We start from the raw sequence: 15,206 nt of genomic DNA on the forward strand, positions 1-15,206 counted from the left end.
CCGCACTTCGGGAAATGCGGCTTTTATACCTGCAGGCAAAACCTGCAAATTGCCGAACCGACTTAAGCGCAGAGGCCCATTTCGGCAGCTTGCTGCGGGCGGTGCAACGCTGCGTTGGCGGCGACCATGGCAACAGCGTGGACGCGGTTCTTGGCGCCCAGACGCTTGATGGCAAAGCGGATATGCGCCTTGACCGTCGCGGTGGTGACACCCAGCTCATAAGCGATCTGTTTATTCACCTTGCCCTCACAGAGCTTCATCATGATTTCCAGCTGGCGCGGCGTGACGCCGTCCAGGATGTTTTCTGTCGGCTCGAGAGTGCTTGGGAGCGGCCGTGCGCGGCGCAACAGGTCGCGGGTCGTATGGAGCGCAAAATGGGCTGTCATGTCTGGGTCCACTTCTTCTCTGGCTAAGAGGTTGGACGCAGTTTTGTGCAGGACAAGCGAATTGTAAAATGTTAACTTGAGTATTGCTAATAGCTAATTATTTGCAATTTGAGGAAGCGTGTTTTGCAGAAGAACCTCTACTCCGGCCACACCCTGCGCCAGGTCCGCGCGGACACCGGCCTTTCGCAAGTGGAGTTCGCAAAAAAGCTCGGCCTTTCAACCCCCTACATAAACCAGATTGAAAACAACAACCGGCCCGTGACCGCGTCTGTGCTCCTGGCCATCTACCGGGTGTTTGGCACCGATCTTGCCGCGTTTGAGGAAAACGACCTCGACCGGATGACGCAGGATCTGGAAGAAATTTTTGCGGACACCCGTTTTCATGGCACGCGCATCAGCAAACAGGACCTGCATGAACTGGCGACCCGGGCCCCGGAAGCTGCCCGCGCCATCATGGACATGTACGGCACCATGCGCGCCTATCATGAAAAAGATGCCGGTGAGGACGACCTTCTGCAGATGAACGCGTCCGACGATGGTACCGGCAGCATCAACAAATCGGCCTACGAGGAAGTCCGGGACTATTTCCACTATCAGGACAATTATGTTGATGCGATCGACCGGGCCGCAGAACAGCTCGCCATCAAGATCAATCTTCTTGCGGACGCGCCGAAACTCACTGCCCTCACCAACTGGCTCTCTGACACCTACAGCATCACCGTGGAACAGCATGGTGCAGAAGATGCTGCGCTCATCCGGCACAATGAATTCGAGCGCCGGATTTCAATCCACCGGTCCGTGCCGGACAGCTCAAAATCCTTCCTGCTCGGCTCTGTCATCGCGGAGCTCTATGCCAAGGACATCTTAACGTCAGAAGTGGCGGATGCCCGTTTCCGGACCCAATCGGCGGAAAGCATCGCCCGGCTGGCCCTCCGCAATTTTTTCGCCGGATCGCTGCTCTTACCCTACGAGGCCTTTCTGGAGGCGGCCGCAGCAAGCCGTCATGACATCCAGCGCTTGTCGCACCAGATGGACGCCAGCATCGAGCAAATCTGTCACCGGCTTTCAACCCTGCAGCGGGCCGGTTCCAAGGGCATCCCGTTCTATTTCGTCAAGATCGACCGGGCCGGAAATGTCGTCAAACGCCACAGCGCGACGCGGTTTCAATTCGCGCGCTTTGGCGGATCCTGCCCGCGCTGGAATGTGCATCAGGCGTTTGAGCAAACGACTGACAAATTCATCTCGCAAATTGCCCAGATGCCGGATGGTGTGAAGTACCTGTGTGTCGCGACCAGTGTCACGAAACACACCACGGACTATAAAACGCAGGCCCGGCGCTACGCGCTCGGCTTTGGCTGTGAAGCCCAATATGCCGATGCAATTGTCTATGCGGATGGTCTGGCGCTGGACGATCGCGCGGAACCGGAGCCTCTGGGTGTCAACTGCCGGATTTGCCCGCGCGATAATTGCGATCAACGTGCCTTCCCGGCCATCAACACGACCCCGTTTATCGATAGCCGTGAACGCGGCATTGTTCCATACCGCGCTAAGGCGGCGCGGTAGGCTTTCCTTTAAAGAAGAGCATCGCAAGGCCTTAATCGCGGTGCCGTCCCGGGCCTGATCCGGGACCTCTATTGCAAAGGCCCCGGCGCAAGGCCGGGGCGGCAGTATGGCCAGGCCGTTGCAGATCCAGTTATTCTGGATGTTTCGTTCTGGCAGCCGCCTCAAGCAGGGTTTTCAGCTCGCCCGGATCGCCGATGCGGTTGGCCATCAACAGGATGAGCCGGGCATTGAAGGCATCGCTTTCGGCCTTTGAGAGCCCCTCATGGGCCTCCAAAAGGTCTGCGTAAAAGTCGTCCGGGTGGCGCAGTTGCGCCTTGGTGATATGCGCTGTCATCAGGCCGCCTCCCCTTTTCCGATCGCCCGGTTCAAGGCTGTTTCAATCTGTACCCAATCAAGCGCTGTCCAGCGCGCAGCCACATGCTGGTCCGGCCGCACCAGATAAATCGCGGCGCCGGCATCGCCCAGATACCGAGACCGAAGCTCTGCGCCGATGTCGCCGTCCGCAACAAAAATCCCCTCAACGGAAAGTCCGGCAATGTCGGCCCGTTCCGGGATCTCCAGGCCCAGCGCGAGCAACTTGAACCCATCGCCCAGCCGATCCGACAGCCACTCCCCGCCAACCGGCGTGTCCGCCGCCGGACTGCCCGGCCGCGTGCGGACCGGCAGGCCGTCTACATCGTCGCTGTTCAACGGTGACGTTTCATAGACGCACGGCACTGACAGGCGCCCGGAATTCACCAGTGGCCGGGCGAATTCGTACGTTTCGGACAGATCCAGAACCGCATCGCGGAAGATCCGGCTCATCTCCGATTTTGGCGTGATGAAGTCGGTCGAACGGGAACTTTGCAGGATGTTTTCATCCGCTGCCCATTCGCGCTCCAGCCCATAACTGTCCAAAAGGCTTTCCGGCGCCTGGCCTTCCAGAACAAGTTTCAATTTCCAGCCGAGATTGTCGGTGTCCTGAAAGCCCGAGTTTGCGCCGCGCGCACCGAACGGCGAGACCTGGTGCGCGGCGTCCCCGGCAAAGATCACGCGGCCATGGCGGAACTTTTCCATGCGGCGGCACTGGAAGGTGTAAATCGACACCCACTCCAGATCGAACTCCACGTCTTCGCCGAGCATCTGCTTCAGACGCGGAATGACGTTTTCCGGCTTCTTCTCTTCTTCCTTGTCGATGTCCCAGCCGAGCTGCAAATCGATACGCCAAACGCCGTCCGGCTGCTTGTGCAAGAGCGCTGACTGGTCCTTGTTGAACGGCGGATCGAACCAGAACCAGCGCTCGGTCGGGAAGTCCGCCTTCATGATCACGTCTGCAATCAGGAAGTTGTCCTCAAACACCCGGCCGACAAAATCCAGATCCAGCATCCGGCGAGACGGAGAACCGGCGCCGTCACAAGCGATCAACCAGTCAGCCTCGATCCGGTAGGCACCATCCTGAGTGTCGATGATCAGCGAGGCGTGATCGTCCATCTGATCGATGGAGGCGACCTTGTTGCCGCCGCGAATGTCGACCGGCTTGCCTTCCTGCTGAAGGGCGCGCAGACGCTCCACCAGATAGAGTTCGCAGTAATATTGCTGAAGATTGATGAAGGCCGGGCGCTTGTGTCCTTCCTCCGGCAAGAGGTCGAAATTGTAGACCTGACGGTCGCCAAAAAAGACCCGGCCATGGCTCCAGACCACACCCTTCTCGACCATCTGATCGCCGCAGCCGTAGCGGTCTAGGATCTCCAGGGACCTCTTGGAAAAACAGATCGCGCGGGATCCAACGCTGACCTTGTCATTGTCGTCGAGGATGACAACCGGGATATCCTGCTGGGCCAGATCGATCGCCATCGCAAGGCCGACCGGGCCGGCGCCAATAATCACCACCGGATGGCGCACCGGCGCGGTTGTCTCCTGATCGGGGGACCACTTGTAGGGATACAGCGGCACTTCGAACAATTTGGTCACAGGTTCTCCTCCCTGCTGAACGTGTCGATATGTCGTTGAGCTGCCGGATGGCGCTCAAAGTTGAGAAAGAATTCATCCAGCTGCGGCGGGGCAACGCTTGTTCCAGCCAACATCGCATGAGCCTGCCCACGGTGATGGATCTGGTGCTGAAACAGATGCATCAATGTGGCTGCGATCGTTTCCTTGACCGTACCCTTCGCCCCACGATCCTGGGCAATTTCGCGCTCCAGATCCGATGCGCGCAATCCATCACAAAACGCGATCAACTGCCGGTCCAAACCGGCTTGGGCCATAGCTAGGTCATTCGCGTCCCGAAGAAACGGCACCTCAAAAACCGCCAGCCCCTCACCGCCCTCGGTCAGCGCGTCCAGATAATACCGGTCGACTTCCCAGTTGTGGTTCAGCGTTTCGAGAAGGGACGGAAAGAAATTGGTTCTCTCCGCCTCAAACTCGACCTGGCTGAGCTTGCAACACGCCTCGTAGAGCCGCTCATTGGCGTAGGCATTGTTGCGCGCCATCAAGCGCAGATGATCGAGGGCTGCACTCATCACTCAGCCCTGCAGGTCCGCCCACATCTTTGCATCGCGTTCTGCGGTCCAGATGCGCGGCGTGTCGATGCCCAGCGCCTCGTCGTAGGCGCGCGCCACGTTGAACGGCAGGCAGTGTTCGTAGATCGCATAGTCCTTGAACTTCGGATCGCATTCGGCGCGGCAGGCGTCCCAAGCCTCTTTCAAGGTTCCGCCACCCTGCGCTACCCGGGCAACCGGCTTGTAGGTGGAGGTTACGAAGTCGGCGGTGTTCGTCAGCGCTTTGCCGACCATTTCCTTGCCGACCAGTGCATCGCCACGGCCCGGTGCAATCGCTTCAACGTCATAGGCGCGGATCGCTTCCAGTGTTTTCGGCCAGTCGTTGAAATGACCGTCTCCGCAATAACACGCCGAGTGATATTCAACGATGTCGCCGGTGAACATGACGTTTTCGTCCGGCACATGAATGACGATGTCGCCAGCTGTATGCGCCCGTCCCAGGAAGCTGAGATCCACACGGCGCTTGCCCAGATAAACGGTCATGCTGTCGTTGAAAGTGGTCGTCGGCCAGGTCAGCGGCGGGATTTTGCTGACGTCATCATAGCCCATGAACAGGCGCGGAAAACGCATGAATTCCGATTCCCTGTCTTCCGCACCGCGCTCCACAACCATGGACCGCGCCTTCTGGCTCATGATGATGTTCGGTGCCTGATAGGCCGCAGCTCCCAGGACCCGAACAGCATGATAGTGGGTCAAGACCAGGTGGCTGATCGGCTTGTCAGTGACGGACCGGACCTTTTCGATGACCTTGCCCGCCAGCGCCGGTGTCGCCTGCGCCTCGATGATCATGACACTGTCGTCACCGATGATCACGCCGGTGTTCGGGTCACCCTCGGCGGTAAAGGCCCAAAGATCCTTGCCAATCTCTTCAAACGTGATCTTCTTTTCTTCCATGTCGCCGACAGAGGCGAATTGCTTGCTCATGCTGTTTTCCCGTCGTTCACGAGGTTCGCGTCATTGCCGGACTTGATCCGGCAATCCATTCCGTAGCCGTGCCTCACCCCAGGGCGATACTGTGCGGTCCGTTCACGGCATGGATACCCGTGGCGAGCCCGGGTATGACGTTTATTGATATTGATTGGTGCGCCATCACAGAGCCTGTTGTACTGTCTGTTCAATAGCGCCGAAAATGGAATGCCCTTCCCCGTCCAGCATCTCGATGCGGATCGTGTCGCCGAATTTGAGGAACGGCGTTGTTGCCTCGCCGTTTTCGATTGTCTCGATCACGCGCAGCTCCGCGATGCAGGAATATCCGGCCCCACCGTCGGCAAGTGATTTGCCCGGACCACCGCCCATTTTGTTGGAGACCGTGCCGGACCCGATGATCGTGCCCGCGCTGAGCGTCCGTGTCTTGGCCGCATGGGCGATCAACTGGCCGAAATCAAAGGTCATGTCGACGCCCCCTTCCGCCCGGCCAAAGGGCTGACCATTGAGGTCGACATGCAGCGGCAGATGCAGCTTCCCGTTTCTCCAGGCCTCACCCAATTCATCGGGCGTCACAGCAACAGGCGAAAAGGCCGAGGACGGTTTTGACTGGAAGAAGCCAAAGCCTTTGCCCAGCTCGCCCGGGATCAGACCCCGCAAAGAGACATCGTTGACGAGCAGCACCAGCTTGACATGAGACAGGGCCTCTTCAGCGCTCACGCCCATCGGCACATCGCCGGTGATGACCGCGATCTCACCTTCCATGTCGATGCCATAGGCTTCGTCGCGCATTTTGATCGGATCGCGGGGCGCGATAAACGTATCTGAGCCGCCTTGATACATCAGCGGGTCTGTCCAAAAGCTCTCCGGCATTTTTGCGCGGCGGGCTTTGCGCACCAGCTCGACGTGGTTCACATAAGCGGATCCGTCGGCCCACTGATAGGCGCGCGGCAACGGCGACAAGGCATCGTGTTCGTGAAAGCGCAGGGTTGGCACGGCGTCATGGGAGAGGCTTTCGGCAAGCACTTGCAGCTTGGGTGCAACATGATCCCAATCGTCCAGCGCCGCCTGCAGGGTCGGTGCAATGTGGCTGGCATCCGTGCAATAGGTCAGCCGCTCGTTGACCACCACCAGTTTTCCGTCCCGGCTGCCGTCTTTCAAACTCGCCAGTTTCATGAATGCATCTCCCCAAGCCTATTTTGTTATGACCAATCCATCATGACCGACAATTGTCTGCCCGGAAAAGGTTTCTGTTGCCTCCAACCACTCCTGCCCTTCGAAACCGGGTAAATCTGCCGGGATCAGGTGGTTGAGGAGAAGGGTTTTGGCTTGGGCCATCTCGGCAATCTTGGCAGCATCCGGCGCCATCGTGTGGCTTGCCCACAAATGCGCGCGCAGCCGGTCGCCATTGCCCGTGATCTCGACGATTTTGTCGACACCGCGCTGAAGCATGGCCTCGTGCACCAGAACATCGCAATCCTTGGCAAAGACGGCGAGCGGCGGGAAGAAGGCAGTGTCAGCGGAAAAGACCACCGACCAGTCCTTCGTATCGAACCGCAAGGCGAAACAATCGACCACCGGCGGGTGATCGACACGCAGCGCCTTTAGCGCCAAGCCACTTTCTTCAAGCGGTACCTCACCCTCTGCCAACAGGTGAATTTCGACGAGATCCCGCAGATCCGGTCGGCCTTCATCATCAATCCGCAGATCGATGTCGTAGCGCATGGAAGCAAGGAACCCGTCCAAATACTCCATCAGGTCAACCGGGCCGAACACCTTGACCTTATGCGCCAGCCCGCTGGTCCAGGCTGTATGCAACAAAGGTCCGAGCTCCAGAACATGATCGGAATGCATGTGCGTGATGAAGATGAGGTCCAGCTCTTTCAAGGAGACCCCGGCGTCGACCAGGCCCCGGGTCACCCCGAGACCACAATCGATGACACAGCGCCGGCCGCCAATCTCGATCAGGGAACTCGTTGGCGACGGCCCGCCCGGCCGGATCGCCGGCCCACCTTTGGAGCCCAAAATGACGAGACGGTCATCCATGTCCGCTTTGCCCTGCACCCACACACTCCTTGCCAGCATCGACAACTGCGCTTTTCCTAAAAAGCTGTCCCGGATGTGATCCGGGACCAACCCTGAAGGCCCCGGATCATATTCGGGGCGGCAAACAGTGTCAGTTACTTCTTATCCCAGGTGCCTTCCGGCGTGCCGTCGAACTTCTTCTCCAGGCTGTCCCAGCAGTCGATGTAATTGTCCTGCAACGGCGCGTCCTTCGCGGCATATTCGGTCAGGTGCTGCGGAAACCGGGTCTCAAACATGAAGGACATCGTGTTGTCGAGCTTTTCGGCCTTCAGGTCCGCATTGGATGCCCCCTCAAAGGCATCGTTGTCCGGTCCATGCGGCAGCATCATGTTGTGAAGGCTCATACCACCCGGCACGAAGCCTTGTGGTTTGGCGTCATACTGACCATAGATGTTGCCCATCAGCTCGGACATGATGTTCTTGTGATACCAGGGCGGGCGGAAAGTATTTTCGGCCACCATCCAGCGCTCACGGAACAGAACGAAGTCGATGTTGGCCGTTCCAGGCACACCAGACGGCGCGGTCAAGACAGTGAAGATCGACGGGTCCGGATGGTCGAACAGGATCGCCCCGACCGGGCAATAGGTTCTGAGGTCATATTTCACCGGTGCGTAGTTGCCGTGCCAGGCAACCACATCGAGCGGCGAGTGACCGATCTTGGTCTCGTGGAACTGGCCACACCATTTCACCGTGACTTTACTTGGCACTTCCTTGTCTTCATACCAGGCGACCGGTGTCTTGAAGTCCCGGCGGTTGGCCATGCAGTTGGCCCCAATCGGGCCGCGGCCCGGCAGCTCGAATTTCTGGCCATAGTTTTCGCAGACGAACCCGCGTGCCGGGCCTTCAACAACCTCGACCCGGTAGACAAGACCGCGCGGCAGAATGGCGATTTCCTTCGGCTCCAGCTCGATAATACCAAGCTCGGTGTAGAAGCGGAGAATGCCCTCCTGCGGCACGACCAGAAGCTCGCTGTCGGCGGAGAAGAAGTACTCATCTTCCATCGACTTCGTCGCAAGGTAGATATGCGTTGCCATGCCGACCTGGGTGTTCACATCCCCGGCCGTCGTCATCGAGCGCATGCCGGTCAGCCAATTCAGCCCCTCATCGGCGTGCGGCACCGGATCCCAGCGGTATTGGCCGAGCGAAATGACATCTTCGCAGACGTTCGGCGCGCTTTTCCAATAGGGCAGATCGATTTTCTGAAACCGGCTGGTGTGCTTAACCGATGGCCGGATGCGATAACACCATGTCCGCTCGTTTTGATGGCTTGGCGCGGTAAAGGCGGTACCGGACAACTGTTCGCCATAAAGCCCATAAGCGCATTTCTGCGGGCTGTTCATGCCTTGCGGCAGCGCGCCCGGCAGGACTTCGGTCTCAAAATCGTTGCCGAAACCCGGCATATACTGGAGCTCGTTGGAAAGCGGCTTGCCGCCGTCGCCGGAAACTTGCTTGTGATCGACCTTGTTCATAATCGCATCCTCCCGGGATCATGCCCTGCCAAATTAGTTGCACTTGTAACTATCTAGGCAAGTGCGGTCAAGAGACTTCCGAACTGGCCGTGACACATTCGCCGTTTAGCTTGGCCGGAATGCCAGTTCTGAGGCGCGCGGCACCACCACCCTGCCCCAGCATTCCGTGACCGCGAGTTCGAATGCCTTGCATCTGCCGGGGCGTTGAATTAAATTAGAACAAAATAGGAACATTGGGGATTCTGATGCCATTTCAGGACACGTATTTTGAGCCAAAAACGTCCGCGCCACATCTGGCAGCAGATGGGTATGAGCCACAGGAGCAGGTGGGGGCACCGCCTCCAAAAACATCTGCGCAGCTCACCCAACAGACAGCCGGCGAACTGGAAACCATGATGCTGTTTCTGCGGCGCGCACGCGACCGGGCTGTCGTAATCCGAGAAAATGCGCCGGCCGGAAGCTATCTGGAGAGCGTTCTGCACCGGACGATCCTCGGCATTGATCAGGAGCTGGCCCAACTCAATTATCTTCTCACCAGGAGCGATCTGCAAAAACCATCCCCGACTCGGATGCGCCCGGCGATCTAGAACATTAAAACACCCAAAACGAGTGTTGGTCTTTTTGGGAGACTTGTGATGAGCTAACTGGGAAACATTTAGGAAATGCCCCATTTCACTTGGGGCGTTCGGAACTTCGGGGGCTTGCGGCTTGACGGCGACAGACGATCAAAAAGCGCAAGCGCAACTGATCAACTGGATCATGACCGAGGGACCGCGCCAAAGCTCTCCATCCGGCCTGCTTCACAGTTTCTGTCTGAAAATGTGCGAAGCCGGTGTTCGCGTCGACCGGTCCACACTGGGCGCCCCGATCCTGCACCCGGTCGCCAAATCATCCTTCGTGTTCTGGGACAGCGAGACGGGCACACACGAGCGGTGGTTCACATATGCGCCGGATCAGCTGGAAATGCTGAAGGCAAGCCCCATTCACAAGATCTACACCCTGGGCGAGCCGTCCTCCCTCCGGCTCGACCAGCAACATCAGCGGGACCTTTATCCAATCGGCGCAGATCTCTGGGCGGAAGGCTACTATCAGTACGAGGCGTTGCCACTCAAGTTCTCAGATGACACCTATAAGGTCCTGACGCTCGCAACGAAATCACCCGACGGCTTTTCGGAAACGAACCAAAGACTGATCGAGGCCACTGTTCCGGCTCTTACTCTTGTGTTTGAAGGCTTCATTGCGCGCAACACCGCACGAACGTTGATGGAAACTTATGTCGGACAGCGCGCCGGTCTGCGGGTACTTGACGGGGAAATCGCACGCGGTGACGGGAGCTCCATCGATGCCGTGATCTGGTTTTCTGATCTGCGGGGGTTCACCGCCCTTGCGCAATCCCGCAGCGAAAGCGACGTTCTGAAGATCCTGAACGGCTATTTCGGGACCGTGACAGAGGCAATCGAAGATCAGTCCGGCGAAGTTCTGAAATTCATCGGCGATGCGATTCTGGCGATTTTCCCGTACGAGGACGATGTCCACCACGCAATCGCAAAAGCCGAGGCAGCGGCTCTCAAAGTTGTTAACGCTGACGCATTTCAAAATGACATCGAGTTCGGGATCGGCCTGCACACCGGAACTGTGTTTTATGGCAATGTCGGCGGTGGCAACCGGCTCGATTTCACCGTTATCGGCAACTCGGTGAACATTGCCAGCCGTATCGAGGGGCTATGTTCCAGCCTCAACATGCCCCTTCTTGCCTCTGCAGAATTCGTCGGCATGTCCACACGGCCCTGGCAATCACACGGCAAACATCAGTTGAAAGGTGTCTGCGAACCTCTCGAAGTCTTTGCCCCGACGACCTGACACCCAACTTATTTTCACCACCTCTAGAAATCATATCCCCAGTGTGATTGAACTCTAGGTCAAAAGGCGCTCGACATTCAGGTCTGGAGGCGAACTTGATACAAATTGCTTCGATTTTCGCAAAACCGGTGCTCGACAAGTTCGGCGTAACCGATGAGGCCAAGGAGCGGTTTGTCGCCCTGCAAAAGGCGGTGACCGGAGATACAGGGACCGCGTGGATCCCGTTGTCGCGCCCATCGGCAACACTCGACTTTTCGACACATACGCAGACCCAGTCAGACATGTTCAACACTGGCTCGATCGAAGGCAAGGATGGCCCCATTACCTGGTGCGAATTTGTCTGGAATTCGGACCAAGTCATAAAGGACTGCATCCTGCACAAGGTCTCCTGGCGGTTTTACAGCAACAAGCTAATCTGCCTGGAAATTTGTGCCAGCAAGGATGAAAAGGGATTTGACACCAGCGATTTGATTGGGCATCGGCTGGAGCTCCGGGATAACACCGGTTTTCTGATCGGGATTTGGGCTGCTGCATTCCTGATTGTCAAAGACACGGACCGCCGGAGTTTTCAAACATCTGCCGAAGACGATCACAAGGTACTCGGACTGCATTTTAATATGCTGGCCGACAAGCAAACAGGCCTGTCTTTCAGGATCTGATACCAACCAAAACAAAACAAAAACCGGACTGCATCAGCAGCATCAGGATTTTGGAGCCAAGACATGAAATTCCAGAACACAGTCATGCCACTTATCATGTTGACGGCTTTGTTCGGCATGATCGTGATGATGTTCGACGTTCCGGTCGGCATGTCGCCCAAACGATTTGGCGCCTACGTCTTTGGAGCCATTCTTGTCATTGTTGTCTTGAACCTCGCAATGGTCTTGTTTGATAACGCAAGACACAAGAAGTAGTGGGCCATCCCGACTTGATCAGGTTCCTTTGTCCGGCTGATATTCGTTTTTGCTCACCGGTATTTCGCGGCGGTGATGAACTCGCTGAATGCCTCACACCACACAAGGACTGTGGTGTAATCCTCAATGTTCACCCCATCTGGAACGTCGGCAATGAAACCATCGAAAGTGTTGATGTCGGCGATTTGAACAGCGCTTTCCCGAACTGCTTCAAACCCCGCTTCGTCTTCGACGAACTCCTTGACCAAATAAAGCTTGTAGTCCGGGCCGGGTGAGAGCGCGCCGGTATGCACAATCTTGTCCTGAGACAGACTGATGGACCCTTCGCCCCAATGCAGAAAGTCACTTCCCTTGAGATCGCGGGTGAGCGCGGCTTGGTACTCAGCAGACTGGCTGGCTTCTGCGAGAACGGCCGCATCCGGCCCTTTGGGCGCTGTCAGAATGGGTAGAAAATAGACCCCCAGCGCAAACCCGATGGCCAGCATTCCGCCATGCGAAACCAGCAGCACAAGCCAACGTATCATGGTGCATCTCCTAAAGACTGTTCGCTCCGGTTCCGAAGAGATAAGCAGCAAATACGCGCCTGCAATCAAGTCCGCTTAACAGTTTTGTGGCCGGTCCGTCAGGCGGCGGCTTCGTCGCCCGGCTCTGTTCGCCACCCAAGATCCGTCAGCGTCACAATCCGGTTGCCGCGCAGATCGGTCGCACAGACTAAAAACCCGCGCTCTTCCATGTGGGACAAGAGCCAGCGGGCCCGCCCCGGGGACCGGGTACCGTAAGCCGTTGCAATTTCGATGTTGCCTGGGCACGGCGCTTTCGCGAGCGCCGCCTTTGCAAGCAGCAGATAGACCCCGCGCATGTCCTCCGGAAGCTCGGCTGCGATCAGCTCGGCCTGCTGCCAGGCACTGTCATCCACCTCGCCCTTTTCAACACCGGCGCGGGCAACCGACAGTTTTTCCCGGAAAGTCTGGAGATCAGGCGTTCCGCCGGTGAGTTTGGCGATCCGGCAGCGGACCTGGAAATCCTGGTAGAGCGAGGCAATCGGCTGAAACGCTGCCTCATCCTCATCCAGAATTTCGGTGATGATCTGATCGATCTTTTCTTCGCGCTCGCCGTGCTCAAACAAATTGTCGGCTTGCGGGATGTGGGCTTCTGCCGCATCCCCGGCACTGGTCAATTGGTTCAGAACATCATCGGTCGAGGCAACCGGTTCGGCGATCCTCGGCCGTACCGGGATCTCGTCGGGGGACCGGGTAAAAATCAGATCCTTGGCTTCTTCCTTCGGCTGTTCAGGAAGCGGCATCAGCTTTGGTCCGCCGCCGCGGCCAGCCGTTTCAACCGGGCCGATCTTGACCGGGATCGGACGGCGTGAAACTGCCGGGCCGAGCGCGATGAAATGGCCCCGATCCAGATTGCGGAAGCTTTCCGCCTGACGCCGCTCCATCCCGAGCAAGTCCGCCGCCCGGGCCATGTCGATATCGAGGAATGTCCGGCCCATCAGGAAGTTGGACGCTTCTGCAGCGACATTCTTGGCGAGCTTTGCAAGGCGCTGCGTCGCAATGATCCCTGCAAGCCCGCGTTTCCGCCCCCGGCACATCAGATCCGTCATCGCGCCAAGCGATCTGCGGCGCGCTTCTTCGGTGACTTCCCCGGCTGCGGCCGGCGCAAAGAGCTGCGCTTCGTCCACCACCACGAGCATCGGATACCAAAGGTCCCGGTCCGCATCAAAAAGACCGTCCAGGAAAGTGGCTGCTGCCTTCATCTGACGGTCCGCATCCAGACCCTCCAGATTAAGCACAACGGATACGCGGTGCTGGCGCACGCGCCCAGCAATCATCTTGAGGTCTTTCTCAGTCCCGACCGCATCAACGACCACATGGCCGTATTTGTCGGCAAGGGTCACAAAGTCCCCTTCCGGGTCAATAATGGCCTGCTGCACCCACTGGGCGGACTGCTCCAGAAGCCGGCGCAACAGGTGCGATTTGCCGGATCCCGAGTTGCCCTGAACGAGCAAACGGGTTGCCAGAAGCTCTTCCAAATCGAGCCCGGCGCGTTTGCCTCCAGCCATGTCACCAATGTCGATCTGAACGGTCATGCACAACCGGGCGCAAACCAGCGCCACCACCCTTTCTCAGCTGTCTACGAGACGCGAGTGAAAACGATTCCTCGGATCATGAAAAGCGGCTGTTGCGATTAGCAGAGGTTATCCCTGAAATCCACCCTGGAACGCGGGTTTCAGGCAAATATGCTGGCCGCACTGGACGCTTTGCATCAGACCCGACAAACAGCAAACACCCACAACGTTTTACCAAGCTGCGGGAATTAAGTTTTTTATCATGCGGCTATCAGATACCATTCAATAAAAGAGGTGCATAATACAAAATACACAATCAGAAATAATATAAAACTTAGATGACTACTTTGCCAAACTTAAGCGCAGCAGGATTCATACGAGGTAATTTTGAAGTAAGATACGCCGTTTGATCCCGACATCGGCCGGCATCACACGCGAGGAGCAGCAGCGAAATGATTGTCATGTCACTCAGAAAACTGTTCAACGCCCTCTTCCGGCCTGCCATTGGCGTTCTTGCTGTCCTCTGGACAATATTCCCGTCTGCTTTCGTCCACGCAGAAGACTGTCCAGACAACTTTCGCGTTGGTGCTTCCGATGATTACGAACCATTCAGCTATATCGGTGCTGACGGCAAACTGACGGGTCTTGATCTCCGGTTCGTCCAACAAATCCTCGGAGAGGCAGGGTGCACCCCACAATTCCTGGATTTGCCATTCCCCCGCGCTGTGGTGGAGCTGGCAGCCGGGCGGATCGACATGATGATGTTCGCCTCCGTCACTGCAGAGCGACAGAATTTTGCTTTGTTTTCCGCCCCCTATAGAAACGAAACAGCCGGATTGATCATCCGTGCCCGTGATCAGGGCAGGTATCCAATCACTGAGGTTGGGGATCTTCTCAAGCTCAAACTCCTATTGGCCCATGATGTTGGAACCTATCGCGGCGATTTATTTGAAACGTTCATGGCAAACCCGGCGGCCAAGAAAAACATAATTCAAGTCAGCAGCTCCCGCCAAAGCCTGAACATGCTGGTAAAAGGGCGCATCAACGCCATCGTTGAAACACCAGCTGCCGTGTTCGCCCTTGCAGAAACACTTGGGGTCCGTGACCAGATTGCCGAACATCCCTTTTTGCTCTGGAGCGAACCGGTCCACTTCATGTTCAGCCGGAAGACCGTTTCTCCAGATTTCGTCGCCCAAATCGATGCCTTATTGGCCGATGCGGTGCAGACGCCCGAGTATACATCACAGTTCGGGTCCATGAGTGTCGGCAGCCCTGCAAATGCGGGTTCCGAGACCAATTGAGGATGCATAAAGGGAGCGTCAATGCCGCCAGCGCCATACCTTCAGATCTTCAAGTCCCGCTTTCGTTTCCGATTTGCGGGCATACACCGAAGT

Annotated in this window: 16 protein-coding genes; 6 read left to right on the plus strand and 10 right to left on the minus strand. The window is 57.3% G+C overall.

Features of this window, described 5'->3' with window-relative positions; translation table 11 throughout:
* Positions 1 to 62 precede the first annotated feature (62 nt).
* Positions 63 to 386: a helix-turn-helix domain-containing protein gene (locus tag SADFL11_RS10615; protein WP_050776065.1), complete on the minus strand. Its 324-nt coding sequence runs from the start codon at positions 384 to 386 to the stop codon at positions 63 to 65.
* Between the two features lie 123 nt (positions 387 to 509).
* On the opposite strand from SADFL11_RS10615, the gene SADFL11_RS10620 reads away from it, so the two are divergent.
* A complete protein-coding gene (locus SADFL11_RS10620; protein ID WP_050776064.1) occupies positions 510 to 1,949 on the plus strand; it encodes a helix-turn-helix domain-containing protein in 1,440 nt (479 codons plus the stop codon).
* Between the two features lie 130 nt (positions 1,950 to 2,079).
* Here SADFL11_RS10620 and SADFL11_RS10625 read toward each other — a convergent pair whose 3' ends face one another.
* From SADFL11_RS10625 to hmgA, 7 genes are all read right to left on the minus strand, one after another.
* Positions 2,080 to 2,283, minus strand: a complete 204-nt coding sequence (locus SADFL11_RS10625) for a DUF2783 domain-containing protein (protein ID WP_008196633.1) — start codon at positions 2,281 to 2,283, stop codon at positions 2,080 to 2,082.
* Complete coding sequence (locus tag SADFL11_RS10630) at positions 2,283 to 3,899, minus strand: FAD-dependent oxidoreductase (protein WP_040451703.1); 1,617 nt, start codon at positions 3,897 to 3,899, stop codon at positions 2,283 to 2,285. The genes SADFL11_RS10625 and SADFL11_RS10630 overlap by 1 nt, the downstream gene beginning before the upstream one ends.
* Positions 3,896 to 4,447, minus strand: coding sequence for a DinB family protein (locus SADFL11_RS10635; RefSeq protein WP_008192478.1), 552 nt, complete (start codon positions 4,445 to 4,447; stop codon positions 3,896 to 3,898). The genes SADFL11_RS10630 and SADFL11_RS10635 overlap by 4 nt, the downstream gene beginning before the upstream one ends.
* A 3-nt stretch (positions 4,448 to 4,450) precedes the next feature.
* Positions 4,451 to 5,410 (minus strand): MBL fold metallo-hydrolase, encoded by a 960-nt coding sequence (locus tag SADFL11_RS10640; RefSeq protein ID WP_008189115.1) that lies wholly within the window; start codon positions 5,408 to 5,410, stop codon positions 4,451 to 4,453.
* Between the two features lie 165 nt (positions 5,411 to 5,575).
* Complete coding sequence (locus SADFL11_RS10645; RefSeq protein ID WP_008190686.1) at positions 5,576 to 6,586, minus strand: fumarylacetoacetate hydrolase family protein; 1,011 nt, start codon at positions 6,584 to 6,586, stop codon at positions 5,576 to 5,578.
* Positions 6,587 to 6,604: 18 nt separating this feature from the next.
* Positions 6,605 to 7,456, minus strand: a complete 852-nt coding sequence (locus tag SADFL11_RS10650) for an MBL fold metallo-hydrolase (protein ID WP_040453107.1) — start codon at positions 7,454 to 7,456, stop codon at positions 6,605 to 6,607.
* Positions 7,457 to 7,590: 134 nt separating this feature from the next.
* Complete coding sequence (gene hmgA, locus SADFL11_RS10655; protein ID WP_167579038.1) at positions 7,591 to 8,967, minus strand: homogentisate 1,2-dioxygenase; 1,377 nt, start codon at positions 8,965 to 8,967, stop codon at positions 7,591 to 7,593.
* Between the two features lie 242 nt (positions 8,968 to 9,209).
* Between hmgA and SADFL11_RS25450 the strand changes: the two genes are divergently transcribed.
* From SADFL11_RS25450 to SADFL11_RS10675, 4 genes are all read left to right on the plus strand, one after another.
* Entirely contained in the window at positions 9,210 to 9,551 is a 342-nt protein-coding gene (locus SADFL11_RS25450) for a hypothetical protein (RefSeq protein ID WP_008193918.1), read from the plus strand.
* 121 nt (positions 9,552 to 9,672) lie between these two features.
* Complete coding sequence (locus tag SADFL11_RS10665; protein ID WP_008195009.1) at positions 9,673 to 10,824, plus strand: adenylate/guanylate cyclase domain-containing protein; 1,152 nt, start codon at positions 9,673 to 9,675, stop codon at positions 10,822 to 10,824.
* Positions 10,825 to 10,919: 95 nt separating this feature from the next.
* Entirely contained in the window at positions 10,920 to 11,483 is a 564-nt protein-coding gene (locus SADFL11_RS10670; protein WP_008195420.1) for a hypothetical protein, read from the plus strand.
* 63 nt (positions 11,484 to 11,546) lie between these two features.
* On the plus strand, positions 11,547 to 11,738 hold the full coding sequence (locus SADFL11_RS10675) for a hypothetical protein (RefSeq protein ID WP_008197224.1): 192 nt from the start codon (positions 11,547 to 11,549) through the stop codon (positions 11,736 to 11,738).
* A 53-nt stretch (positions 11,739 to 11,791) separates the two neighbouring features.
* Here SADFL11_RS10675 and SADFL11_RS10680 read toward each other — a convergent pair whose 3' ends face one another.
* Together SADFL11_RS10680 and SADFL11_RS10685 are read right to left on the minus strand one after the other, a co-directional pair.
* Positions 11,792 to 12,262, minus strand: coding sequence for a DM13 domain-containing protein (locus tag SADFL11_RS10680; protein WP_008194983.1), 471 nt, complete (start codon positions 12,260 to 12,262; stop codon positions 11,792 to 11,794).
* A 98-nt stretch (positions 12,263 to 12,360) separates the two neighbouring features.
* Complete coding sequence (locus SADFL11_RS10685; protein WP_008191580.1) at positions 12,361 to 13,833, minus strand: helicase HerA domain-containing protein; 1,473 nt, start codon at positions 13,831 to 13,833, stop codon at positions 12,361 to 12,363.
* A gap of 431 nt (positions 13,834 to 14,264) precedes the next feature.
* Between SADFL11_RS10685 and SADFL11_RS10690 the strand changes: the two genes are divergently transcribed.
* Entirely contained in the window at positions 14,265 to 15,113 is an 849-nt protein-coding gene (locus SADFL11_RS10690; RefSeq protein ID WP_008189477.1) for a substrate-binding periplasmic protein, read from the plus strand.
* Positions 15,114 to 15,206: the final 93 nt, after the last annotated feature.

Source organism: Roseibium alexandrii DFL-11, assembly GCF_000158095.2.
In the GTDB taxonomy this organism is placed as follows: Bacteria; Pseudomonadota; Alphaproteobacteria; order Rhizobiales; family Stappiaceae; genus Roseibium; species Roseibium alexandrii.